This is a genomic window from Piscinibacter sp. PDB5-1 (genome assembly GCF_056676035.1).
This window is the reverse complement of the sequence record NZ_JBWVZL010000001.1, coordinates 686,931-709,517: the sequence shown is the minus strand read 5'-3', so window position 1 is coordinate 709,517 and position 22,587 is coordinate 686,931. Positions and strand designations below refer to the sequence as shown.

Genomic DNA, 22,587 nt, shown 5'->3' with positions numbered 1-22,587 from the left:
TCAGCGATGAAGCAGCGAGAGGTAGTGCTCGCGCAGTCGATGGGCCTGCCGGTCGCGACGGTATTCGGCTTCGACGCGCTCGCGCCCGCGACGGGCCAGTTGTTCCCACTGACTGTTCGCGGCCAGCAACGAACGAAGCCGCTCCGCCAGCGCGGCTGCATCGCGCTCGGGCGCCAGCAGGTGCGCCAACGTCGGGCCCATCACCTCGGGGATGTCGCAGTGCTTCGTCGCGATCACCGGCATGCCCGAGGCCAGCATCTCGGTGATGCTGACCGGCGCGCCGCCTTCGGTGTCGCCGTCGCGCGCGGTCACGCTGGGCTGCATGAAGACGTGGTGGGCGCGTGCTTCGGCGAGCAAGCGCGCGTGCGGCTGGTAGCCGAGCAGGCGGGTGCGTTCGCGCAGGCCGGTGCGGTCGAGGGCGGCGAGGATGCGCTGTTTCTCCGCGCGTGAATCGGCCTCGGGGCCGGCGTCGCCGATGACCGTGACTTCAAGGGGCAGCTCGCGCTTCAGCCGGCCCAGCGCTTCGATCGCGTACGGGATGCCCTTCTTCTCGCGGAACGACGCGGCGATCAGCACCTTGAGCGCCTCGCCCGGCTGCCAGCGGCGCGGCTCGAAGGCGATGCCGGCGACATCGACCCCCAGGTGGTGGACCTTCACCTTGCGCTCGGGGCAGCCCAGGGCCATCAGGCATGCGGCCATGTGCGAGCCTTCGCACAGCACGCGGTCCACATGCTCGAACAGTTCGAGGTAGCGGCGGCGCCACACGGGTGAGCGAGGCAGCTTGTTGACGTCGAGGCCATAGAAGGTGACGACGTGGCGTGCCCCCAGCGCGCGCACCGCCGGCACGTCGCCCCAGCCGATGTGGCCGAAGTGCGAATGCACGATGTCGGCACCGACCTCGCGACCCACGCGCAGCACATGCCGGCCCTGCGGGCGCAGGCGGGCGTGGCCGAAGCGGCGGTCGAGTGCGTTGCCGAGCGGGTTGTGGACGAGGCGGGTGCCGAGCGCCGTGCCCCATTCACCCAGCCTCGCGCGCCAGCCTTCGCTGCGCGGCGCCTGTGCGAGCAACGGGTGCAGGTTCTGCACGCGAAACTGGTCGAGGTGTTCGAGGTGCTGGCAGGCCACATGCGCACGCAGGCCGAGGGTCTGGCTGTCGGCCACCTGCGTGTGCAGCCAAGTCAGCGTCTGCGGCAGCCACACCTGCACGCTGTGCAGCACGGCGGGCCCGGCGGCGGGCACGGGGCGCGCCACATGCGCATGCGCGGCGACGCGGCTCGGGGCGGGCGGGTTGCCGCTCACCGCCGCGCTCACGCCGCGAGGCAGCGGCGCACAGCCACTTCCACGTCGCGCACGTCCTTGTCGGTGAGCTTGGGCGACAGCGGCAGGCTCACCGTCTGCCGGCCGACGCGCATCGCGTGGGGGTAGTCCTCGGGGCGCCAGCCGAGCGTCTGCTGGTAGTACGGGTGCTCGGGCAGGCTCATGTAGTGCACGCCGATGCCGATGCCTTGCGCCGTCATGCGGTCGAGGAAGGCGTCACGCGAGATGCCGGTGCGCGCTTCGTCCACCAGCACCGTGAACAGGTGGTGGGCGTGCCGCTCGTGCGACTGCACCGGCGCGGGCAACTCGATGGGCAAGTCGGCGAAGTGGTCGAGGTAGCGCTTCCACAGCGCCTCGCGTCGGCCCCAGTTGGCCTCGACGCGGGCCAGCTGGTGCACGCCCAGGGCGGCCTGCAGGTCGGTCATGTTGTATTTGAAGCCGCACTCGACGACCTGGTAATGCTTGAAGCCTTCGTCGCCGAAGCGCTTCCAGGCGTCTTTGCTCATGCCGTGCAGCCCGAGCACCTTGATGCGCGAGGCGTCTTCTTCGCGGCGCGCGATCACGAGGCCGCCCTCGCCGGTGACGACGTTCTTGGTGGCGTAGAAGCTGAAGCAGCCGAAGTCGCCGAAGGTGCCGGCCTTGCGGCCGCGGTACTCGGTCTCGATGGCGTGCGCGCAGTCTTCGATGACCTTGAGGCCATGGCGCTGCGCGATGGCCATGATCGCGTCCATGTCGCACGGCCGCCCCGCGAAGTGCACCGGCACGATGGCGCGGGTGCGCGGCGTGATGCGCCGTTCGATCTCGGCAGGGTCGATGTTCATCGTGCGCGGGTCGATGTCGGCGAGCACCGGCTTCGCTCCCGAATGCAGGATGGCATTGACCGTGGCACAGAAGGTCAGCGGCGTGGTGATGACTTCGGCGGGCTCTTGCATGCCGGCGCCCAGGTCCGCGGCCAAGAGGCTCAGATGCAGCGCCGCCGTGCAAGAGCTGAGGGCCACCGTGTTGGGCGCGCCCTTGTACGCCGCGAAGTCGCGTTCGAAGCGCGCCACGCGCGGGCCGGTGCCGATCCATGCGCTGCGCAGGCAGGCCAGCACCTCTTCGATCTCGGCCGCCTCGATGGGCGGTGAGCCGAAGACGAGAAAGTCTTGAGCGGATCGAACGGGTTCAGCGGTCATGCAGCGGTGGCTTCAAGGTCGCCGCAGTGTGAAGGGCCGGTGAAAACCTGTTCTTTTGTCAGGGCTTGTGCAAGCCCTGGGTGGCCTGTCACACGCCCGAGGGTGCGCAGAGGATGCCCATGAAGATGGGCCGCACGTACAACTCGGCCACGTTGTCGGCGCTGGCGTCGCTCACCCAGCGTTGCAGTCCGGCGATGGCGTTCAGCCCGACGGTGCTGATCTGCGCGGCGATCAACGGGTCGAGCGGGCGCATCGAGCCGTCCATCATGCCGTCCACCACGTCGCTGGCGAAGCGGTAGGTGAGGCGGCGCACGGCGCGGTCGACCTCGTCGCGGCGCTCGGGTTGCGCAAGCGCACTGGTGGCGGCGAGCCGCAGCAGGGGGCCGTCGTCGGACAGCTGAAAGCGCCCCAGCGCACGGGCCACGGCGCAGGTGCGCGCCCAGCCGCTGGTGTACTCCGCTTCGGCCAGCGCCATCGCGCGGCGCACGACCGCAAAGCTGCGCTCGAAGCAGGCGAAGACGAGGTCGTCCTTGTTGTCGTGGTGGTGATAGAACGAGCCCTTGGTCACGTTGAGCTGCGCCGAGATGCGGTCGATCGACGCCCCCCGGTAGCCCTGCTCGTTGATGAGCAGCGAGGCCGCGCGAAGAAAGGCGTCCGAGGTGGCGTCGCCTTCGTGGCTGAGGCGCCAGCCGCGTTCGAGCTCGGTTTCGCGTGACCAGCTCGAGCCCGGCCCCGCACTGCCATGCAGCACGATGTCGGCCGTGCGGCGCGACACCCGGCCGTAGTCGGATGTTTCATAGCGCCCCGCCCAGGCCCGCACCCAGTGCGACAGCGACAGCAGGTAGTAGGCGCGTGCGTTCATGTCGGCGCGCGACAGGCGCAGCGTTTCAGCACCCCGCAGCAGTTGGCGCACGCGGCGAAACATGCCGGTGTAGGCCTCGAACACCTCTTCGGCATGGGTGTCGGGCAACGCGCGCACGTCGTTGAACAGCACCAGCGGAGGATGCTCGCCGCGTTCGATCAGCGCCAGCAGGTCCACGTGCAGGCGGAAGTACGCGTTCACGCGGGCTTCGATGTCGGGCTGCTGGCTCGCCTCGTCGGCGATGTCGCTGAAGACTTCGATGGCCCGCAGGAAGCAGGCCTTCGCCAGGTCTTCTTTCTTGCGGTAGTAGTAGGTGACGCTGTTGGTGACCAGGCCCACGCGCGCGGCGATGTCGGCCAGTGTCGCGCCCTTCACGCCGTGTTCGTTGAACAGCTCGGCGGCGGCGCCCAGGATGGCTTCGCGCTTGACCTGGAAGCGCGGCGTCTGGAAGCTGGTGCGGGGCGGGGGCGACATCGGGGGGCGGATTGTGACGGTGTGCGCTGTCGCGTCACAGGCTCGTGGCCAACGGCGCGGTGGCGCTGCGCTCCATGCGCACCAGCGGCTGGGCAACCGCCGACGCGGCCGGCTGGGGGTGCAGGTGGCAGGCCACGGCGCGGCCGCCGCCCATGTCCACCAGCGGCGGGTCTTGCGAGCGGCAGACTTCGAGCGCCTGCGGGCAGCGCGGGTGAAAGCGGCAACCCGGCGGCGGGCGCAGGGCACTGGGCACCTCGCCTTTGACGACCACGCGCGGGCGGGTGGCTTCGACCTCGGGGTCGGCCACCGGCACGGCGGCCAGCAGCGCCTGCGTGTAGGGGTGCAAAGGGCGCTGGTACAGGTCGTCGCGCGAAGCGATCTCGACGATGCGGCCAAGGTACATCACCGCGATGCGGTGGCTGATGTGCCGCACCACCGCGAGGTCGTGCGCCACGAACAGGTACGACAAGCCCAGGCGCTGCTGCAGATCGACCAGCACGTTGACCACCTGCGCCTGGATCGACACGTCGAGCGCCGACACCGGCTCGTCGCAGATCAAGAGGCTGGGTTCGAGCGCCAGCGCGCGCGCGATGCCGATGCGCTGGCGCTGCCCGCCCGAGAACTCGTGCGGGTAGCGCTCGGCCATGTCGGGCAAGAGGCCCACGGTTTGCAGCAGCTGCGCGATGCGCTCTTTGTAGTCGGCGCGGTTCTTCGCCACGTCATAGACCTGCAGCGGCTCGCCCACCAGGTCGCGCACCTTCATGCGCGGGTCGAGCGAGCCGTAGGGGTCTTGGTAGACCATCTGCATGCGGCGGCGGAAGGCACCGCGCCGTGCGTCTTGCTGCGTGATGTCTTGCCCCTCGAAGACGATGCGGCCTTCGGTCAGGGCCTGCATGCGCAGGATGGCCATCGCGGTGGTCGATTTTCCGCAGCCGCTTTCGCCGACGAGGCCGAGCGTCTCGCCGCGCTGCAGCGTGAACGACACGCCATCGACCGCCTTCACCGACGCGACCTGGCGGCGAAAGATCGCGCCGGCCATCACCGGGAAGTGGACCTTCAGGTTCTCGACCTGCAGCAAGGGTTCAGACGAGGGCATCGCGGGGCTCCAGGCGCAGTTCGCCGAGTGCGTTGCGCAGGCAGGCGCTCAGGTGCTGCGGCGCCACCGCGTCGAGCGGGGGCCGCGTGAGCAGGCATTCGGCCGAGGCGAGCCGGCAGCGTGGCGCAAAGGCGCAACCCGGCGGCAACGCCGACAGGTCGGGCGGCTGGCCGTCGATGGGCACGAGGCGCTGCGTGGCGTCGCCGTCGATGCGTGGCACCGAGGCCAGCAGCCCGCGCGTGTACGGGTGCTGCGGGTGCTTGTAGAGCTGTCGCGCGGGCGCCTGCTCGACGATGCGCCCGCCGTACATCACCGCCACGCGGTCGGCATAGCGCGCCACCACGCCCAGGTCGTGCGTGATGAGGATCAGCGCCGCCTGCATCTCGCGCGTCAGCTCTTTGAGCAAGTCGAGGATCTGCGCCTGCACCGTCACGTCGAGCGCGGTGGTGGGTTCGTCGGCCACGATGAGCTTGGGCTTGCAGGCCAGCGCCATCGCGATCATCGCGCGCTGCCGCTGGCCGCCCGAGTACTGGTGCGGGTACGCGTTGACGCGGCTCGCCGCGTCGGGAATTCGCACGCGGTCGAGCAGATCGCGTGCGGCGCCCAAAGCCTGCTTCCAGGGCGTGCGCCGGTGCACGTTCATCGGCTCGGCGATCTGCATGCCCACGGTCAGGGCCGGGTTCAGCGAACTCATTGGCTCTTGAAAGATCATCGCGATGCGGTTGCCGCGCACGGCCCGCATCTCGTGCTCGCTGAGCTTGAGCAGGTCTTGCCCTTCGAACAAGATTTCACCGCCGACGATCTGCCCCGGCGGGTTGGGGATCAGCCGCATCAGCGACATCGCCGTGACGCTCTTGCCCGAGCCCGACTCGCCGACGAGGGCCAGCGTTTCGCCGGCCGAGACCTCGAACGACACGTCATCGACCGCGTTGACCGTGCCCAGCTCGGTGCGAAAGCGGGTGGTGAGGTGGCGGACCTGGAGGAGCGGCTCGTTCATGCGGTGTGACTCATGCAATGGCCATGCAGCCTGAACGCAAGACGGTGGCGTGCCCCGGCTCTCTCACCGCCAAGACGCCAAGGGCGCCAAGAACGCCAAGAAAAACTTCGCGCCCTTTGCGTTCTTGGCGTCTTTGCGGTGAAAAGAGCGAGCCCACTCGCCGGCCTCGGTTCAAGCATGCGGAAATCTCAGAACCCCATCTTCTTCTTCAGGTCCTTGTCCACCCACACCCGCGAGTAGATCGGCCATGGGCGCACGGCACCGGCGCGCAGTTCGCCGTTGTAGTTTTTGACCCAGGGCCACCAGGCGGTGTAGTTGTAGGCGGTGGGCAGCCAGATGTACGGCGACTTCTCGAGGATCTCGCGCGTCAGCAGGCGCAGCTTGAGCGCGCGCTTGCCTTCGTCGCGTTCGAGGAAGACCTCGTCGAGCGCGCGTTCGTAGGCCGGGTCGTTCCATTGCGAGGGGTTCCACACCTGGCCCTTGATGAAGTTCTTGCGGATCGTCGTCGTCGGGTTGGTGTGGCTCTGGCTCATCAGGTAACCCGCGGCATTGGTGCGCGTGGTCATCGCCGAGAGGAAGGCCGGGTACTCCATCGGCTGGATCTCGACCTTCACGCCGACCTGTTCGAGGTAGGCGGCCACCAGCGGCAGCAGCTCCATGTGGTTGGAGTTGCTCGCGCTCACCTGCACCTTGAACGTGAAGCCGTTCGGGTAGCCGGCTTCGGCCAGCAGCTTCTTGGCCTTGTCGGGGTTGTAGGTGAACAGCTCTTGCACCGCGACCGGCATGGCCGACAGGGGCTCGTAGTAGCCGCTGTAGTCGGGGTGCTGCGGGTGGGCAAACATCTCGGCGTTGCCCCCGTAGAACTGCTCGATGATCTCTTTCTTGTTGACCGCCATGTTGAGGGCCCGGCGCACGCGCACGTCGTCGAAGGGCTTCTGGTCGGTGCGCAGCGCCAGCACGTCGGTGGTGGTGGGCAGGTAGCGATGCCATTTGAGCTGCGGTGCGCTCTTCTTGAGTTCGTCCACGGCGCCCCAGCGCACGACTTCGAGGATGTCGAGCTTGCCGGTGCGCAGGGCGGCGTAGTAGGTGGCCTCGTCCTTGATGGTGCGGTAGACCACGTTGTCCACGAAGGGCAGCTTGTAGTCCTGGCCGGCGATCTTTTCCTTGTCCCAGTAGCTGGGGTTCTTCACGTAGGTGTTCGAGTTGCCCTGCACGAACTCGCTCAGCATGAAGGGCCCGGTGCCGTTGACGTTCTTCCAGTTGCCGGCGCCGGCATCGACCACCTCTTTGGGCACGATGGCCGAGTAGTAGCCCCAGCCGAAGCGGTAGTCCCACTCGGCGTTGTATTCCTTGAAGTTGAAGACGACGGTGTGCTTGTCGGGCGCCGTGACGCTGGTGACGTGGTCGAAGTAGCCCGGCACCTTCTTCGGGCTCTTGAGCAGGCGGTTGTAGGTGAAGAGCACGTCGTCGGAGGTCAGCGCGCGCGCTTTCATGACCCCCGGCTTGTCGGGAAACATCACGCCCTTGCGCAGCTTGATTTCGAGCTTGAGCGGCTCGACCCACTTCCAGCTCTCGGCCAGCTCGCCGCGAATGGCGTCGCTGGGCAGCCAGGCATCGGCGACGAACTTGTGCTTGCCGCCGTTGCGCACGGCCTTCGACAGGTCGGCCGCGAACAACTGCTCGTAGGCGGCGCCGGCGTCGTGGTTGACCTTCCAGTTGAAGTCGGCCGGGTCCCACGACAGGGCCGAGATCGTCACGTACACCGTGCCCACTTCGAGCTTGCCGCCGTACTGCGGCTTGCCTTGGGCCTGCGCGGCCAGGGGCGACAAGGCCAGGGCGGCGAGGGTGGCCGTCGAGAAGGCCAGTGGGTGCCAGCGAAAGCGCGTCATGAAGGTCTCCTGGTGGGGCCGAAGCAGGCCATAGGGGTTGTGGATCAGCGCGTGCCGCGCATGCGCGGGTCGAACAGGTCGCGCAGCGCGTCGCCGAACACGTTGCTCGCATAGACCACGAGCGTCAGACACAGACCGGGTGCGATGGCCAGCCAGGGCTGGTCGAACATGTAGTTGCGGCCGGCCCCCGACAGCATGCCGCCCCAGGTGGGCGCGGGCGGCGGCACGCCGAGGCCGAGGAAGGCCAGGCCCGATTCGGCCAGGATCACCGTGCCGACGCGTGTGGTGAAGAGCACGATGATCGGCGGCATCACGTTCGGCAGGATGTGACGCCACAGGATGCGCCACGACGACGCTCCCAGCGACTGCGCGGCGTGCACGTACATGTTCTCGCGCACCGACACCACCGCGCTGCGCACGATGCGCGAGCCGCCGATGCCCAGCAGCAGGCCGAGCGTGCCGATGGTCTGCGGCATGCCGGGGCCGAGCACCGACACCACGACGATCAGGATCACGAGGTCGGGAAAGCTCATCCACGCATCGACGAAGCGCTGGATGGTCAGGTCGATCTTGCCGCCCACGTAGCCGCTGACGATGCCGATGACCGCCGACACCACCGTGGCCAGCAGCGCCGCGCTGCAGCCGATGATCACCGACAGGCGCGCACCGTGCAGGCAGCGCGAGAGCACGTCGCGGCCGAGGTTGTCGGTGCCGAACCAGTGCTGCCACGACGGGTCGGCGAGCCGCTCGCGCATGTTGATCTGGTTGAAGCCGTAGGGCGCCAGCAGGTCGGCGAAGAGCGCTGCGAAGAGCATCAGCACCAGCAGCAGGCCACCGGCCGCGCCGAGCGGCTTGTGCAGGAAGAGCCGGGCGATCACGCCGCGCGGCTTGCGCGGCACAGGCAAGGCAAGTGCGGGCAGCACGGCGCTCATCGGGCGGTCCTCATCACCGGTACCTCACCTTCGGGTCGAGCCAGCCGTAGCTCAGATCGACCAGCAGGTTGATCAGCATCACCGCCACGCCGACCACGAGGAAGACGCCGGTGATGACGGGGTAGTCGCGCTGGTTCACCGCGTCGAGCAGCAAGAGGCCCATGCCCGGGATCACGAAGATCTGCTCGATGATCACCGCGCCGCCAATGAGCAGCGGCGCCTGCAGGCCGATCAGCGTGACCACCGGGATCAGCGCATTGCGCAGCGCGTGCCGCAGCACCACCAGCCGCTCGCTCAGGCCCTTGGCCCACGCGGTGCGGATGTAGTCCTGCCGCAGCACCTCGAGCATCATGGTGCGCATCAGGCGCATCGTGATGGCCGAGAGCGAGGCCCCGAGGATCACGCCCGGCAGCAGCATCTGCTGCAGGTTGGTCCACGGCTCGCGGTGGAAGGGCACGTGGCTCACCGAGGGCGACCAGCCCCACCAGATCGACGGAAACACCACCACCATCGTCGCGAGCCAGAAGCTGGGCACCGCCAGCAGCAGGATCGAGAACGAGCGCGCCGCGTAGTCGCCGGCCGTGTCTTGCCGCATCGCTGAGTACACGCCGATGGGCACGGCGATCACGAGCCCGGTGATGAGCGCGATCAGCCCCAGCTCGAAGGTGACCGGCAGGCGCGCCAGCAGAAAGTCGGTGACGGGCACGTCTTGCCACAGCGAACGGCCCAGGTCGCCGCGAAAGACGATGTTGCCGGCCCAGTGCAGGTACTGCTGCCACATCGGCTTGTCGAGGCCGAGGGCGGCGATGACCTCATCGCGGCTCTTCTTGTCGGCCGTGACGTCGTTCTGGCTCAGCATCAGGTCGATCACGTCGCCCGGGATCAGCCGCACGGTGACGAACACGATGACGCTGGCGAAGAACAGCGTGGGCAAGAGCGCCAACAGCCGGCGCAGCACGTACGCGTGCATCAGGCGTCGCACCTGCTGATGAGATGCGCCGCACGGCCGGGCGTCGAAAGCAAGGGTCGCATGCTCGTCCTCGTGCATCGCCGCGGTGGCCCGCAGCGTTCGAACGATGATGTACCCAGTTTTCTAAAAACGATCCGGGTGGAAACACTAGGTCGTTATGCCCCTGTGAACACCTGTTCGAAATGGCGACGACGGCCATACCGTGGCTTTGAAATCTGGGGCGACGGAGCGCCAGATTTCGGGGGAGGGGGCGCGCGGCTTCAGCGCCGGGGCGGCCACACGCTCAGCAGGCCTTGCAGCGCGGTGACCAAGGCCAGCGGCTGATCGACCATCACGTGGTGACGGGCGGCGGGAATCTCGACGAACGGCGTTTTCGGCGCCGCTCGGCGTGCACCCGCCAGCAGGTCGGCCTGGATCAGCGACGAGTCGCCGCCCCACATCACGGCCACGCGGCACTGGCTCGCCGCCACATCGCCCCAGGGATTGGTGATGCGCATGTCGCGCCACAGCGCGGGGTCGAAGCGCCAGGTCCAGCCTTCGTCGGCCTGGCCTTCGAGCGGCGCCCGCTTGAGCGAGGCACGGGCCAGGAAGTCGGCGATGAAGAGGTTGTCGCAGGGCTGGGGCGGCGCGAAGCGAAAGCGCGCCAGCGCGGCGGCCAGCGTCGGGTACACCCGGTGCGGGCGCGGGTTGAGCGCGTCGCGCACCTCACGGTCGCTGTGGGGCTTGTCTTTGTCGCGCTTGCGCAAGGGCATGTCGATCGTGACGATGCCGCCGAGGCGATCGCCCCGCTGCGCGGCGAAACGCGCCGCGACGAAGCCGCCGAACGAGTGCGCCACGACGATGGGTTTGCGCTCGCTTTCGTACAGGCCGCTGGCCTGCATCACCGCATCGGCTTCGTCCACGTAGTCGTCGAGGCCGTAGCGCTCGCGCCAGTCCGACCCGCCCATGCCCGACCACGAGGGTGCGACCACGCGGTAGTGGTCAGCGAAGTAGGGCGCGATGAAGCGCCACCAGTCGGCATGCGCCTTGTTGCCGTGCAGAAACAGCAAACCCGGCTGGCCGCGCTCGCCCCAGGTCAGGGTCTCGATGCGTGCGCCGCGCACGGTGTGCCACTCGCGCTGCGGCTCGCGCGCCAGGGCGGTGTCGAACCACGCCGGGCGGTCGGCAGGCTGGCCGTCGAGGTGGGCCAGCGGGGCAGAAACGTTCGGGTCGTCGTTCACAGGTGTCGAAGCCAGGGTATGGGGTCGATTTGCGAGGTGAGTCGCGTGCGAATTCACCAGATTAGAAAATTCAGTTTGCCACGATTCGAAGCGCTCTGCTAAGGTTCGCGCCGCGTCCGGCGGCCCACCGCGGCCCCTGCGCGGCCAACCCATCACGAACGAGGAAACCCGATGAACTTCAGCCTGTCCGAACGGCAGACCTATTGGCGCGACGGCGTGGTGGCATTCATGAACGAGCACATCTATCCCGCCGTGCCGGTCTACGTGGCGCAGATGAAGTCCTTCGGCGACAACCGCTGGCAGGTCATCCCCATCGTCGAAGAGTTGAAGGCCAAGGCCAAGGCGGCCGGCTTGTGGAACCTCTTCCTGCCGGTCGATTCGCTTCCCGAAGACAGCCCCTACCGCGGTGCGGGCCTGACCAACCTCGAATACGCGCTGTGCGCCGAAGAGATGGGCAAGGTGGGTTTTGCCTCCGAGGTGTTCAACTGCTCGGCCCCCGACACCGGCAACATGGAGGTGCTGGCCCGCTACGCGACGCCCGAGCAGAAGGCGAAGTACATGGTGCCGCTGCTCGAAGGCAGCATGCGCTCGGCCTTCCTGATGACCGAGCCCGACGTGGCCTCGTCGGACGCCACCAACATCGAGACCTCGATCCGCCGCGACGGCGATCACTACGTCATCAACGGTCGCAAGTGGTGGTCGTCGGGCGTGGGCGACCCGCGCTGCAAGCTCGCCATCGTGATGGGCAAGAGCAACCCCGACGCCCCCCGGCACGCGCAGCAGTCGCAGATCCTCGTGCCGCTCGACGCGCCGGGTGTCGAGGTCGTGCGCATGCTGCCGGTGTTCGGCTACGACGACGCGCCGCACGGCCATGCCGAGGTCATCCTCAATAACGTGCGAGTGCCGGCCGACCACCTGCTGCTGGGCGAAGGCCGCGGCTTTGAGATCGCCCAGGGCCGCCTCGGGCCGGGCCGCATCCACCATTGCATGCGCGCCATCGGCAGCGCCGAAGTCGCGCTCGAAAAGATGGTCAAGCGCCTGCAGTCGCGTGTGGCCTTCGGCAAGAAGCTGTCCGAACACTCGCTGTGGGAAGAGCGCGTCGCCGAAGCCCGCATCGACATCGAGATGACGCGCCTGTTGTGCCTGAAGGCCGCCGACATGATGGACAAGGTTGGCAACAAGGTCGCGCGGTTGGAGATCGCCATGATCAAGGTGGCCGCGCCGCGCACCGCGCTGAAGATCATCGACCACGCCATCCAGGCCTTCGGTGCGGCGGGCGTGTCGGCCGACGCGGGCCTCGCGCGCCAGTACGCCAGCATGCGCACGATGCGACTGGCCGACGGCCCCGACGAGGTGCACAACCGCAGCATCGCGCAACTCGAATTCGCCAAGTACCGCTGAGCGTCGTTCGCGAGCCTGCCGCATGTGCTGCCGGTGCACCCAAAACGGGCGCGCCGGTGAGCCAGACGAGCGTCGAAAACGCTGACAATGCCCCGCGACGGGCGCGCGCCCGCTGCCTGTTTTCTTTCTGTTCTGAACTGCTGCTGCCAACCTGAGTCTTGTTCACCATGTCTGACGCCGCACCCTCCAAGCCCTGGCCCGCCATGTCGCTCGCCGATGCGCACGCTGCACTCACCCGCCCCGGGTCGCCTTTCGAGATGGATGTCGCCACCGTGCGTGGCGTGAAGATGCGGGTCTGGAAGAACGCCCCGCGCACCATGCGCGAGGCCTTCCTCGCCGGCCGGGCGCACGGCGCGGCCACCTACCTCGTGTTCGAGGACGAGCGTGCCACATTCGAAAACTTCTCGCGCGCAGCGGTCAAGCTGGCGCACGAGTTCATCGCCGAAGGCGTGCAAAAGGGTGACCGCGTGGCCGTGGCGCTGCGCAACCTGCCCGAGTGGCCGGTGGCCTACTTTGCCGCGCTGCTGGTCGGTGCGATCGCCGTGCCGCTGAACGCCTGGGGCACCGGCAACGAACTCGAATACGGCCTGGTCGATTCGGGTGCCAAGGTCGCGGTGCTCGACGGCGAACGTTGGGCGCGGCTCGAAAGCCGGCTCGACGCCTGCCGCGACCTGCAGCGCGTGTTCCTGACGCGCACGACCGTCACACCGGGCATGCACCCGGCCGTGCGCTCGCTGCAAGACGTGATCGGCGCGACCAACAGCTGGGGCGATCTGCCCGACCTGCCGCTGCCCGACGTGCCGCTCGACCCCGAAGACGACGCGACGCTCTTCTACACCTCAGGCACCACCGGCCCGCAGAAGGGCGCGCTCGGCACGCACCGCGCGTCCACCACCGTGCTGATGGCCAGCAACTTCGTCGGCATGCGCAACTTCGTGCGCCGCGGCGAGCCGATCCCCGACCCCGCCTCGCGCACGCACCAGCGCGGTTCGCTGGTGGCGATTCCCTTCTTCCACACCACCGGCTGCCAGGCGCTGCTGTGCGTGACCTTCTTCAACGGCACGAAGATCGTCACCATGCACAAGTGGGACGCCGAACAGGCCATGGCCCTGATCGAGCGCGAGAAGCTCACGCAGGCCGGCGGCGTGCCCACCATTGCGTGGCAACTGGTCGAACACCCGAGCCGCTCGAAGTACGACCTCTCCAGCCTCGAGACCGTGTCATACGGTGGCGCGCCGGCCTCGGCCGAACTCGTCAAGCGCATCAAGGCAGAGTTCCCCAAGTCGATCGCCGGCACCGGGTGGGGCATGACCGAGACCTCGGCCACCTTCACCAGCCACAGCGCCGAAGACTACGAAAACCGCCCCGACAGCGCCGGCCCCGCGCTGCCCATCAACGAGATCAAGATCGCCCACGACGACGGCGTCGAGTTGCCGCGCGGCGAGATCGGCGAGCTGTGGGCCCGTGGCCCGAACATCGTCAAGGGCTACTGGAACAAGCCCGAAGAAACCGCGCGTGCGTTCGTCGATGGCTGGGTCAAGACCGGCGACCTGGCGCGCATGGACGACGAGGGCTTCCTCTTCATCGTCGATCGCAAGAAGGACATGCTCATCCGCGGCGGCGAAAACATCTACTGCAGCGAAGTCGAGGCGGTGCTCTACGAACACCCGGCCGTGATGGACGCGGGCGTGGTCGGCATTCCGCACCGCACGCTGGGCGAAGAGCCCGGCGCGGTGGTGGCCTTGAAAGCTGGGGCCGACGCCACCGAAGACGAACTGAAAGCCTTCGTGCGCGAGCGCTTGGCCTCGTTCAAGGTGCCGGTGCGCATCCTGGTGCTGCGCGAGACCTTGCCGCGCAACCCGAGCGGCAAGATCCTCAAGCCCGAGCTGAAGCGCATGCTGGGGATCGCGGCCTGAGGTCGCTGAGCCGCTGAGCCGGGCCCCGCCGGCATCCGGGTCTGCGGCCTCGCGCCGGGGCGATTGCCGAGGGGCCACCGCCGCGACGTATCCTCGCCCCCCATGTACGCGAAATTCTTCGGTCTGAAGCGCGAGCCCTTTTCGCTCGCGCCCGATCCGCGCTACCTGTTCATGAGCGACCGCCACCGCGAAGCGTTGGCGCATCTGCTCTACGGGGTGGATGGCGGTGGCGGCTTCGTGCTGCTCACGGGCGAGATCGGCGCGGGCAAGACCACGGTGTGCCGCTGCTTTCTCGAGCAGATCCCCAAGCGCTGCAACGTCGCCTACATCTACAACCCGAAGCTCACGGTCTTCGAGTTGCTGCGCACGGTGTGCGACGAGTTCGGCATTCCCTACGAGACGAACCCGAACAACCCGCCGACGGTCAAGGACTACGTTGACCCGCTCAACGAGTTCTTGCTCAAGACGCATGCGGTGGGGCAGAACAACGTGCTCATCATCGACGAGGCGCAGAACCTCTCGCCCGATGTGCTCGAACAGCTGCGGCTGCTGACCAACCTCGAAACCAACGAGCGCAAGCTGCTGCAGATCATCCTCATTGGGCAGCCCGAGTTGCGCGGCATCCTGGCGCGGCCCGAGCTCGAACAGCTCGCGCAGCGCATCGTGGCGCGCTTCCACCTCGAAGCGCTCACCGAGTCCGAGACCAGCCGCTACATCCGCCACCGGCTGTCGGTGGCGGGCCTATCGCGCCCCTTGCCCTTCGACCGGGCGGCGCGCCGGCGCATCCACCAGCTCACCCGCGGCATTCCCCGGCGCATCAACCTGCTGTGCGACCGGGCCCTGCTGGGCGCCTATTCGTCGGGCAAGCCCAAGGTTGATCGAGAGACGGTCGATCGCGCGGCCGGCGAGGTGTTCGAGAAATCGACCTTCGGCCCGCTGATGACGACGCTGGCCAGCCCGCGCGCGAACAACCTGGCGCTGATCGGTGGCGGCGCGCTCGCCGGGGCGTTGATCGTCGGCCTGGGGGCGTGGGCGCTGGGCAGCCTGTGGCGACCCGCTGCGCCGCCGTCGGCCGCGGCGCCCGAGGTGCCTGCTGCTGTCGCGCCGGCGGCCTCGGCGCTGCCGGTGGCGGCGCCTGCGTCGGTTGCAGCGCTCGTGGCTCCGGTGCCGACGCCGGTGGCCGCGGCCACGCCCATCCCGCAACTCGCTTCGCTCGACGCGGCTTTCCGCGACGAGCGCGAGGCCTGGCGCGAGCTGGGTGCGGCCTGGAAGGTGTCCCTCGGCGACGGCGACCCCTGTGCACTGGCGCAGCGCCACGACCTGATGTGCCACCGCAGCACGACCGGGCTGGGCCTCATCCGCCAACTTGGCCGGCCCGGGGTGATCGCCTTAGAGGCCGATGGCGGCGGCAAGCTGTATGCGTTGCTGGTGGGGCTGACCTCGCAAACGGCGACGCTGCGCCTGTCGGGCGGGGCCACGCTGACTGTGTCGCTGGAGTCGCTGGGCCGGCGCTGGCGCGGCGAGTTCGGCACCTTCTGGCGCACGCCGCCGGGCTACAACGGCAAGGTGCTCGACGGTCACAGCGGCCCTCCTGTCGATTGGCTGGCCGCGCGGCTGGCGGGCTTGCAAGGCCAGCCCGCACCCAAGGGCAAGCAGACGCTCGATGCGTCGCTCAAGGCCAAGGTCAAGAGTTTTCAGCTCGCGCAAGGCCTCACGCCCGATGGCGTGGCAGGCGCGACCACCTTCATGCTGCTCAACCGTCTGAGTGGCATCGACGAACCGCGTCTCCCCGAGACGCCCGCGAACTGAAGGAGGGGCGATGTCGTACATCCTGGACGCATTGCGGCGAGCCGATTCCGAGCGCGAGCGCGGCGTCGTGCCTGGCCTGTATACGCAGCAGGGCACGGACCGCAGCGAAGAGGCGCCCGCGCCCGCGAACCAGCGCCTGCTGGTGGGTGTGATCGTCGCGCTGGTGGCCGCACTGGCCGCCGTGCTGGCGTGGAGCCTCTGGCCGGCCGGGCCTGAGCCGGTGGCCGTGGCCCCGGCGCCTGCCCTCGCCGCCGTGCCTGTGGCGCCTGCACCGCCCTTGGTGCCGGCGCCCTTGCCGCCATCGACCGGGCCGGTGCTGGAGTTGCCCGAGCCGGTGCCTCCACCGCCCGAGGCGGCCGCTGCCGCGCGCAAGCCCCCGACGGTTGCGGCCGCCACCCCGCCCACGGCGTCAGCGCCGCGCCGCGAGCCTCGGGTGCTGAGCTTCAACGAGCTGCCCGAGAACGTGCGCCGCGAGTTGCCGCGCCTCACCGTGGGCGGTGCGTCGTACTCAGAGAACGCGGCCAGCCGCATGCTCATCCTCAACGGCCAGGTGTTCTTCGAAGGGGCCCGGGTGAGCCCCGGGCTGACGCTGGAGCAGATCCGGCACAAGTCGGCCGTGCTCGAATTTCGCGGCTACCGCTACCGCATCGACTACTGAGCCGACGTGAGCGCTGGCGCGGCGGACGCGCCACGCGAGGGCGCGCCGTCGAGCACGGCGAACTCGCCGGCGAGCATGCGCGCGGCGAACAGCGCGTCGGCCGACACTTCGGCGGCGTCGGCCGGCGGCTCACCCACCGGCGCCAGCATGAGCAGCGCCGACACAAGCCCGAGCCCGGCGAGGGCAGTGGCGATCCAGCGATGATGCGAGCCCGTGCGCGGGCGGGTCGGGGCGGCCTGAGGCTCAGGGGGCGCAAAGGGGCGGCGGGTGATGTCCATGGAAGGCTCCTGAAGTCGAGCCGCCATTGCAGCGAAACCCCGGCGCCCGCTCAAACGACCTTTTCGCGCGCTTCGCATGAGGATTCGGAATGTCACTGCCCTTGTCGCGCCTCACCTGCATGGACCAGCTTCGAGGCTTCGTCGCCGTGGGCCGGCGCATGAGCATCACGCAGGCGGCGCAAGACCTGTTTTTGACGCAGTCGGCCGTCAGCCGGCAGATCGCGCTCCTCGAAGACACGCTGGGCGTGAAGCTGCTCGTGCGCAGCCACCGCCGCATCGACCTCACGCCCGAAGGCGAGCGCCTGTTTCGTGTGGCCGACGCCGCCGTGCAGCAACTGCAAGACACGCTCTTCGCCGTGAGCGCATCCGGCGAGCGCCAGCCCGTCGCCCTGACCACCAGCGCCAGCGTGGCGGCATGGTGGCTGCTGCCGCGCCTGTCGCGCTTTCGGGCCCTGCACCCGGGCATCGACCTGCGTCTCGCGTCGAGCAACCACGTGCTCGACCTGCGCGCCGAAGGCATGGACCTCGCCCTTCGCTACTGCCCCGCCTCGGCCGTGCCCGAAGGCGCGGTGCGGCTCTTCGATGAAACCGTGCTGCCGGTGGCGCGCCCGGGCCTCGTGGCCGAGGGCCAGCCCTTCGCCGAGGCGCTGACCGCGCACGTGCTGATCGAACTCGACGACCCCCGGTTGCCCTGGCTGCAATGGGACGACCGCCTCGCCGCGCTGGGCCTGGCCGAGGTGCGCCGCACCGGCATGCTGCGCCTCAGCCAATACGACCAGGTGGTGCACGCCGCGCTGCAAGGCCAGGGCATCGCGCTCGGCCGGCAGGCGCTGGTGCAGCCGCTGCTCGACGAGGGCCGCCTGGTGGCGCTGGGCGAGGCGCGGCCGGCGGGCGATGCGACCCGGGCCTACTGGTTGATCGGCGCCGAGGCCGCGCCGCGCGACGAGGTGCGCGCGGTCGCGGCGTGGATCTGCGCCGAGGCGGCCCGGGGCGACGCCGCCGAGTGATCAGCGCGCGGCCTGCGCGACGCTGACGGCGTGGTCGAGCGCGTCTTCCAGGCGGTCGTTGCCCCAGAACAGCTCGTCGCCGACGAACAGGCTCGGCGCCCCGAACACGCCCCGGCGCAGGGCTTCGTCCACCTGCTCGCGAAGGCGGGCCTTGTTGGGCTCGGCCTGGGCGCGGTCGAGCCAGTCGGCGGCGGGCAGACCCAGCCCCGCCAGCACCTCGGCCACGGCCTCGGGCGTGTGGATGTCACGGTCTTCGACGAAATTGCGCGTGAAGATGCGGCGGCAGTACTCGGGCATCCAGGCTTCGCCGCTGGCGGCCAGCGCCACCCGCACGGGCAGCATCGACGCGCGCGGAAAGCTGCTCGGCTGCGTCCAGCCCAGGCCGTACTTCGTGCACAGGCGGCGCGTGTCCTGCCACACATAGGCGCCCTTGCGCGCTTGCAGCACGAAGGGCGAGGTCGTCCACCCCTGCTGCTGGAAGATCGGCCCCAGCAGGAAGGGCCGCCACTGCACCTGCACGCCCCGGGCCGCGGCTTCGCGCGCGATGCGCATCGCGGCGAGGTAGCTGTAGTTGCTGGGAAAGTCGAACCAGAACTCGACCGTGGGCGTGGGGGCGGGGCTGGGCATGGGCAAGCGGGCGGGGTGGGCGGCGGCCGAGTCTATGCGCCGGGTTGGGGGCCGCGACGACATGCCCGCACCCCCTTGACCGGGCGCACGGCGGCCCGGGGCGCATGGGCCAAAATACGCGACTGCTTTTTGACCCCCGAGGATCCCCAATGGCCACCCGACAGTTCGTAATGACCGCCGAAAACATCATGGGCGCTGGTTGTCTCGCCGACGCCATGACGCTCATCAAGTCGCGCGGCTACAAGCACGCCTTGATCGTCACCGACGCCCCGCTCACCGCCCTGGGCGTCACCGAAAAGGTGGCTGGCCTGCTGCGCGAGCGCGAAGTGCAGGTCACGGTGTTCGACGGCGTGCAGCCGAACCCGACGGTTTCGAACGTCGAAGCCGGCCTGGCCGCGCTGAAGACGGCCGGCGCCGATTGCATCATCTCGCTGGGGGGCGGCTCGCCGCACGACTGCGCGAAGGTCATCGCGGTGCTCGCCACCAACGGCGGCACGGTGATGGACTACCGCGGTGCCGACAAGGTCAAGAAGGCCCCTCTGGCGCTGATCGCCGTCAACACCACGGCCGGCACCGCCGCCGAAATCACGCGCTTCGCCGTGATCACCGAAGAAACCAAGCACATCAAGATGAGCATCGTCGATCGCCAGATCGCCCCGCTGATCTCGGTGAACGACCCGCAGCTGATGATGGGCATGCCGCCCTCGCTGACTGCCGCCACCGGCATGGACGCGCTGACCCACGCCGTCGAAGCCTACGTGTCGCGCATGGCCACCCCGGTGACCGACGCTTGCGCGCTGCACGCGATGAAGCTGATCGCCCAGTACCTGCCGCGCGCCGTGAAGAACGGCAAGGAAGACATCGAAGCCCGCGAGCAGATGACCGCGGCGCAGTTCCTCGGCGGCATGGCCTTCAACAACGCGCTGCTGGGTTACGTGCACGCGATGGCTCACCAGCTGGGTGGCCAGTACAACCTGCCGCACGGCGTGTGCAACGCGATGCTGCTGCCGCACGTCGAAGCCGTGAACGCCAGCGCCTGCGCCCCGCGCCTGGCCGACGTGGCCCGCGCCATGGGTGTCAACACCACCGGCATGAGCGACGAAGCCGCTGCGCAAGCCGCCGTGAAGGCCATGCGCGACCTGGCCATCGAGGTGGGCATTCCCGCCAAGCTGTCGGACTTGGGCGTCAAGCGCGAAGACATCCCGCTGATGGCCGCCAACGCCATGAAGGACGGCGCGGGCTACACCAACCCGAAGAAGCTCACGCAAGAAGACATCGAAGCGATCTTCGAAGCCGCGATGTAAGCCGCGCGCGGCCGCTTCGGTGGCCGCGCCGCAGCGAGTGCAAGCCAGGGCCCGAGGCCGGCATCACGCCGGGTCGGGCCCTTTGCCTTGGGGCGGCGCCTCTGGCGATGCACCGGTGGCGGCGCCGTCGTGGGGGTCCCAGCCGGTGCGCGCCTGCATGCGTTCGGCGTTCTGGCGTTCTTGCGCGAACAGCGATTCGAGCTGCTGGCGGCCTTGCTTGGCCACGGCGATCAGCTTGTCTTCGTCGTTGCGGTAGGGCGCCATGGCGTCGATCTGCTCTTGCGTGTGGCGGCGAAAACGCAGCGCGAGGTTGCGCGCCTGGTGTGGCTCCCAGCCCAGCACTTCGAGCACGCTGCGCCCGCTGGCCAAGGCCGAGCCCAGCGTTTCGCGTTCGACCAGCGTCACGCCGAGTTCGCGCAGTTCGAGCTGGTGCTGCACGTTGCGCGCCCGTGCCACCACGCTCAGGTGCGGGAAGTGCTGGCGCACCACGCGCGCGGTCTTCACGCTTTGCTCCACGTCGTCGATGGCCAGCACCAGCACGCGCGCGGTGGCCGCGCCGGCGGTGCGCAGCAGGTCGAGCCGGGTCGCGTCGCCATAGAACACACGCCAGCCGAACTTGCGCAGGGCTTCGATCTGTTCGGCGTCGTGTTCGAGCACGGTCGCCTGGATGCCGTTGGCGTACAGCAGGCGGCCGACGATCTGCCCGTAGCGCCCGAAGCCCGCGATGATCACCGGCGCGCTCTGCGGCTCGTCGATCTCGGGCAGCGTGCGGCGCGACTGGCCGGCCAGCAGCGGCGCCCACCAGCGGTCGGCCGCCACCAGCAGCAGCGGGGTCAGCAGCATCGACAGCGCGACCGACGCCACCAGCAGCGACGAGGTGGCCGCGTCCATCACGCCCGACTGCGTGGCCGTCTGAAACACCACGAAGCCGAACTCGCCGCCCTGGGCCAGCAAGATGATGAACACCGGCCGCTCGGGCTTGGGCAGCGGCATCGCGCGGCCCATGGCCCACAGCACGACGGCCTTCAGCGCCAGGAAACCCAGCACCACGCCGGCGATCAGCAGCGGCTGGCGCAGCACGACCGCGAAGTCGATGCTCATGCCCACCGCGATGAAGAACAAGCCGAGCAGCAGGCCCTTGAAGGGCTCGATGTCGGTTTCGAGTTCGCGGCGGTATTCGCTCTCGGCCAGCAGCACGCCCGCGAGAAACGCGCCGAGCGCCATCGACAGGCCGACCGCCTGCATCAGCGCGGCGGTGGCCACCACGAGCAGCAGCGAGGCGGCGGTGAAGATCTCGGGCGTGTCGCTGCGGGCGATCCAGCGCAGCGCGGGGCGCAGCAGCAGGCGCCCGCCGAGCACGATGGCGGCGATCACGCCGATGGCCTTGGCCGCTTCGAGCCAGCCGTTGGCGTCGTCGTGCGTGGCGGCGCCCACCGCCAGCAGCGGCACCAGCGCGAGGATGGGGATGGCCGCGATGTCTTGCAGCAGCGCCACGCTCAGCAGGCTCTGGCCGCCGCTGGTGGCCATCAGGTTGCGCTCGGCCAGCACGCCCAGGCCGATGGCGGTGGACGACAGCGCCAGCCCGAGCGCGGCCACGAGCGAGAGCTGCCACGGCACGCCCAGCGCGTAGGCCAGGCCGGCGATCAGCGCCGCCGAGCCGAACAGCTGCACGCTGCCCCAGCCGAAGATCGGCCGCCGCAGCGCCCACAGGCGGCGGGGTTCGAGTTCGAGGCCAACCACAAAGAGCATCAGCACCACGCCGAACTCGGCGAAGTGCAGCATGTCTTGCGGGTCGGTGACGAGCCCGAGCCCCCAGGGGCCGATGGCGATGCCCGCGCCGAGGTAGCCGATGATCGACCCGAGGCCGAGCTTCTTGGCCAGCGGCACCGCCAGCACGGCGGCGGCCAGGTAGACGAGGCTGATGTGGAGCCAGCTGCTGTGTTCCATCAGGCGGCTCCGTTGGTGGCGGCGCGCGCCGGGCGGGCGTCGGACGGCACCTCGCAGGCCGGGCACTCGTCGAGCCCCGCCAGCTCGGGCCAATCGGGGTAGCTGCGCAGGCGCTTGGCGAAGGTCTGCGCATGCGCGCCCAGCGCGGCCTCGTCGGCGTGGTGCGCGCCGTGCAGCAGCATCGGCGGCAGGAAGCGCATGCCGCACAGCGCGGCGGTCTGTTCGTAGGGCGGCAGGAAGGCGTCGAAGTGGTAGCGGTTGTAGCGCGTGGGCTGGTACGACTCGGCCGGGCCGCCGGTCGAGGCAACGAGCCAGACGTCCTTGCCGCGCAACGCGGTGCCGCCCGGGCCGTAGGCCCAGCCGAAGCTCAGCACCTCGTCCAGCCACAGCTTCATCAGCGGCGGCATGCTGTACCAGTGGATGGGGTGCTGCCACACCACCAGTTGCGCGCGGGCCAGCCGGGCCTGCTCGGCGGCCACGTCGATCAGGTAGTCGGGGTACAGGGCGTACAGGTCGCAGACCGCCACCCGCGGCCCGCCCGCGCGCGCGGCGGCCTGCATCAAGGTGCGGTTGACGCGAGACAGCGCCATGTTTGGATGGGCGGTCAGCACGAGGATGTCGGCGTGCGGGGTGGCGTCGGCGATGGGCATGGTGTGGGGCGCTGGGTAAGTCTTGATGCGGTGCGGCGAAGCGCCTGGGTAACATCGC

General features: G+C 69.1%; 19 protein-coding genes. 6 read left to right on the top strand and 13 right to left on the bottom strand.

Annotated elements, in window-relative coordinates; all coding sequences use genetic code 11:
• The 9 genes from AC1KAT_RS03130 to AC1KAT_RS03090 all read right to left on the bottom strand — a co-directional run bounded on the left by AC1KAT_RS03130 (position 1) and on the right by AC1KAT_RS03090 (position 10,932).
• Positions 1-1,311, bottom strand: a complete 1,311-nt coding sequence (locus AC1KAT_RS03130) for a glycosyltransferase (RefSeq protein ID WP_480322682.1) — start codon at positions 1,309-1,311, stop codon at positions 1-3.
• Positions 1,308-2,492, bottom strand: coding sequence for a DegT/DnrJ/EryC1/StrS family aminotransferase (locus AC1KAT_RS03125; protein ID WP_480322680.1), 1,185 nt, complete (start codon positions 2,490-2,492; stop codon positions 1,308-1,310). The genes AC1KAT_RS03130 and AC1KAT_RS03125 overlap by 4 nt, the downstream gene beginning before the upstream one ends.
• A gap of 88 nt (positions 2,493-2,580) precedes the next feature.
• Positions 2,581-3,828 carry a TetR/AcrR family transcriptional regulator gene (locus AC1KAT_RS03120; RefSeq protein ID WP_480322678.1) on the bottom strand — a complete coding sequence of 416 codons (1,248 nt, stop codon included), beginning with the start codon at positions 3,826-3,828 and terminating at the stop codon, positions 2,581-2,583.
• Between the two features lie 34 nt (positions 3,829-3,862).
• On the bottom strand, positions 3,863-4,924 hold the full coding sequence (locus tag AC1KAT_RS03115) for an ABC transporter ATP-binding protein (RefSeq protein WP_480322676.1): 1,062 nt from the start codon (positions 4,922-4,924) through the stop codon (positions 3,863-3,865).
• Entirely contained in the window at positions 4,911-5,921 is a 1,011-nt protein-coding gene (locus tag AC1KAT_RS03110) for an ABC transporter ATP-binding protein (protein ID WP_480322674.1), read from the bottom strand. Before AC1KAT_RS03110 ends, AC1KAT_RS03115 begins: the two co-directional genes overlap by 14 nt.
• A gap of 188 nt (positions 5,922-6,109) precedes the next feature.
• Positions 6,110-7,810 (bottom strand): ABC transporter substrate-binding protein, encoded by a 1,701-nt coding sequence (locus AC1KAT_RS03105; RefSeq protein WP_480322672.1) that lies wholly within the window; start codon positions 7,808-7,810, stop codon positions 6,110-6,112.
• A 44-nt stretch (positions 7,811-7,854) separates the two neighbouring features.
• Entirely contained in the window at positions 7,855-8,742 is an 888-nt protein-coding gene (locus AC1KAT_RS03100; protein ID WP_480322670.1) for an ABC transporter permease, read from the bottom strand.
• 13 nt (positions 8,743-8,755) lie between these two features.
• Positions 8,756-9,712, bottom strand: a complete 957-nt coding sequence (locus AC1KAT_RS03095; RefSeq protein ID WP_480322668.1) for an ABC transporter permease — start codon at positions 9,710-9,712, stop codon at positions 8,756-8,758.
• A gap of 260 nt (positions 9,713-9,972) precedes the next feature.
• The gene (locus tag AC1KAT_RS03090) at positions 9,973-10,932 is read right to left on the bottom strand and encodes an alpha/beta fold hydrolase (RefSeq protein WP_480322666.1); all 960 of its coding nucleotides are present in this window, start codon (positions 10,930-10,932) and stop codon (positions 9,973-9,975) included.
• Between the two features lie 171 nt (positions 10,933-11,103).
• Between AC1KAT_RS03090 and AC1KAT_RS03085 the strand changes: the two genes are divergently transcribed.
• From AC1KAT_RS03085 to AC1KAT_RS03070, 4 genes are all read left to right on the top strand, one after another.
• A complete protein-coding gene (locus AC1KAT_RS03085) occupies positions 11,104-12,333 on the top strand; it encodes an acyl-CoA dehydrogenase family protein (RefSeq protein ID WP_480322664.1) in 1,230 nt (409 codons plus the stop codon).
• A 167-nt stretch (positions 12,334-12,500) separates the two neighbouring features.
• Positions 12,501-14,249 carry a class I adenylate-forming enzyme family protein gene (locus AC1KAT_RS03080; protein ID WP_480322662.1) on the top strand — a complete coding sequence of 583 codons (1,749 nt, stop codon included), beginning with the start codon at positions 12,501-12,503 and terminating at the stop codon, positions 14,247-14,249.
• Between the two features lie 102 nt (positions 14,250-14,351).
• Positions 14,352-16,058: an ExeA family protein gene (locus AC1KAT_RS03075; RefSeq protein ID WP_480322660.1), complete on the top strand. Its 1,707-nt coding sequence runs from the start codon at positions 14,352-14,354 to the stop codon at positions 16,056-16,058.
• Between the two features lie 10 nt (positions 16,059-16,068).
• Positions 16,069-16,716, top strand: a complete 648-nt coding sequence (locus tag AC1KAT_RS03070) for a general secretion pathway protein GspB (RefSeq protein WP_480322658.1) — start codon at positions 16,069-16,071, stop codon at positions 16,714-16,716.
• Here the strand turns inward: AC1KAT_RS03070 and AC1KAT_RS03065 are convergent.
• A complete protein-coding gene (locus AC1KAT_RS03065; protein ID WP_480322656.1) occupies positions 16,710-16,994 on the bottom strand; it encodes a hypothetical protein in 285 nt (94 codons plus the stop codon). The two genes, AC1KAT_RS03070 and AC1KAT_RS03065, sit on opposite strands and share 7 nt — an antisense overlap.
• Positions 16,995-17,083: 89 nt before the next feature.
• Here AC1KAT_RS03065 and AC1KAT_RS03060 point away from each other — a divergent pair, with 89 nt between their 5' ends.
• Positions 17,084-18,001 carry a LysR substrate-binding domain-containing protein gene (locus AC1KAT_RS03060; RefSeq protein ID WP_480322654.1) on the top strand — a complete coding sequence of 306 codons (918 nt, stop codon included), beginning with the start codon at positions 17,084-17,086 and terminating at the stop codon, positions 17,999-18,001.
• On the opposite strand, the gene AC1KAT_RS03055 is transcribed toward AC1KAT_RS03060, so the two are convergent.
• Entirely contained in the window at positions 18,002-18,628 is a 627-nt protein-coding gene (locus tag AC1KAT_RS03055; protein ID WP_480322652.1) for a DsbA family protein, read from the bottom strand.
• Positions 18,629-18,777: 149 nt separating this feature from the next.
• Between AC1KAT_RS03055 and AC1KAT_RS03050 the strand changes: the two genes are divergently transcribed.
• Positions 18,778-19,932, top strand: a complete 1,155-nt coding sequence (locus tag AC1KAT_RS03050) for an iron-containing alcohol dehydrogenase (protein ID WP_480322650.1) — start codon at positions 18,778-18,780, stop codon at positions 19,930-19,932.
• A 63-nt stretch (positions 19,933-19,995) separates the two neighbouring features.
• On the opposite strand, the gene kefC is transcribed toward AC1KAT_RS03050, so the two are convergent.
• Both kefC and kefF read right to left on the bottom strand, forming a co-directional pair.
• A complete protein-coding gene (gene kefC / locus AC1KAT_RS03045) occupies positions 19,996-21,879 on the bottom strand; it encodes a glutathione-regulated potassium-efflux system protein KefC (protein WP_480322648.1) in 1,884 nt (627 codons plus the stop codon).
• Positions 21,879-22,529 (bottom strand): glutathione-regulated potassium-efflux system oxidoreductase KefF, encoded by a 651-nt coding sequence (kefF, locus tag AC1KAT_RS03040; protein ID WP_480322646.1) that lies wholly within the window; start codon positions 22,527-22,529, stop codon positions 21,879-21,881. The genes kefC and kefF overlap by 1 nt, the downstream gene beginning before the upstream one ends.
• Between the last annotated feature and the right edge of the window lie 58 nt (positions 22,530-22,587).

Coding starts and splice junctions, on each gene's coding strand:
- AC1KAT_RS03125 (WP_480322680.1), bottom strand. CDS start 2,492: ATGACCGCTGAACCCGTTCGATCCGCTCAAGACTTTCTCGTCTTCGGC.
- AC1KAT_RS03120 (WP_480322678.1), bottom strand. CDS start 3,828: ATGTCGCCCCCGCCCCGCACCAGCTTCCAGACGCCGCGCTTCCAGGTC.
- AC1KAT_RS03115 (WP_480322676.1), bottom strand. CDS start 4,924: ATGCCCTCGTCTGAACCCTTGCTGCAGGTCGAGAACCTGAAGGTCCAC.
- AC1KAT_RS03110 (WP_480322674.1), bottom strand. CDS start 5,921: ATGAACGAGCCGCTCCTCCAGGTCCGCCACCTCACCACCCGCTTTCGC.
- AC1KAT_RS03105 (WP_480322672.1), bottom strand. CDS start 7,810: ATGACGCGCTTTCGCTGGCACCCACTGGCCTTCTCGACGGCCACCCTC.
- AC1KAT_RS03100 (WP_480322670.1), bottom strand. CDS start 8,742: ATGAGCGCCGTGCTGCCCGCACTTGCCTTGCCTGTGCCGCGCAAGCCG.
- AC1KAT_RS03095 (WP_480322668.1), bottom strand. CDS start 9,712: ATGCACGCGTACGTGCTGCGCCGGCTGTTGGCGCTCTTGCCCACGCTG.
- AC1KAT_RS03085 (WP_480322664.1), top strand. CDS start 11,104: ATGAACTTCAGCCTGTCCGAACGGCAGACCTATTGGCGCGACGGCGTG.
- AC1KAT_RS03080 (WP_480322662.1), top strand. CDS start 12,501: ATGTCTGACGCCGCACCCTCCAAGCCCTGGCCCGCCATGTCGCTCGCC.
- AC1KAT_RS03075 (WP_480322660.1), top strand. CDS start 14,352: ATGTACGCGAAATTCTTCGGTCTGAAGCGCGAGCCCTTTTCGCTCGCG.
- AC1KAT_RS03070 (WP_480322658.1), top strand. CDS start 16,069: ATGTCGTACATCCTGGACGCATTGCGGCGAGCCGATTCCGAGCGCGAG.
- AC1KAT_RS03065 (WP_480322656.1), bottom strand. CDS start 16,994: ATGGACATCACCCGCCGCCCCTTTGCGCCCCCTGAGCCTCAGGCCGCC.
- AC1KAT_RS03060 (WP_480322654.1), top strand. CDS start 17,084: ATGTCACTGCCCTTGTCGCGCCTCACCTGCATGGACCAGCTTCGAGGC.
- AC1KAT_RS03055 (WP_480322652.1), bottom strand. CDS start 18,628: ATGCCCAGCCCCGCCCCCACGCCCACGGTCGAGTTCTGGTTCGACTTT.
- AC1KAT_RS03050 (WP_480322650.1), top strand. CDS start 18,778: ATGGCCACCCGACAGTTCGTAATGACCGCCGAAAACATCATGGGCGCT.
- kefC (WP_480322648.1), bottom strand. CDS start 21,879: ATGGAACACAGCAGCTGGCTCCACATCAGCCTCGTCTACCTGGCCGCC.
- kefF (WP_480322646.1), bottom strand. CDS start 22,529: ATGCCCATCGCCGACGCCACCCCGCACGCCGACATCCTCGTGCTGACC.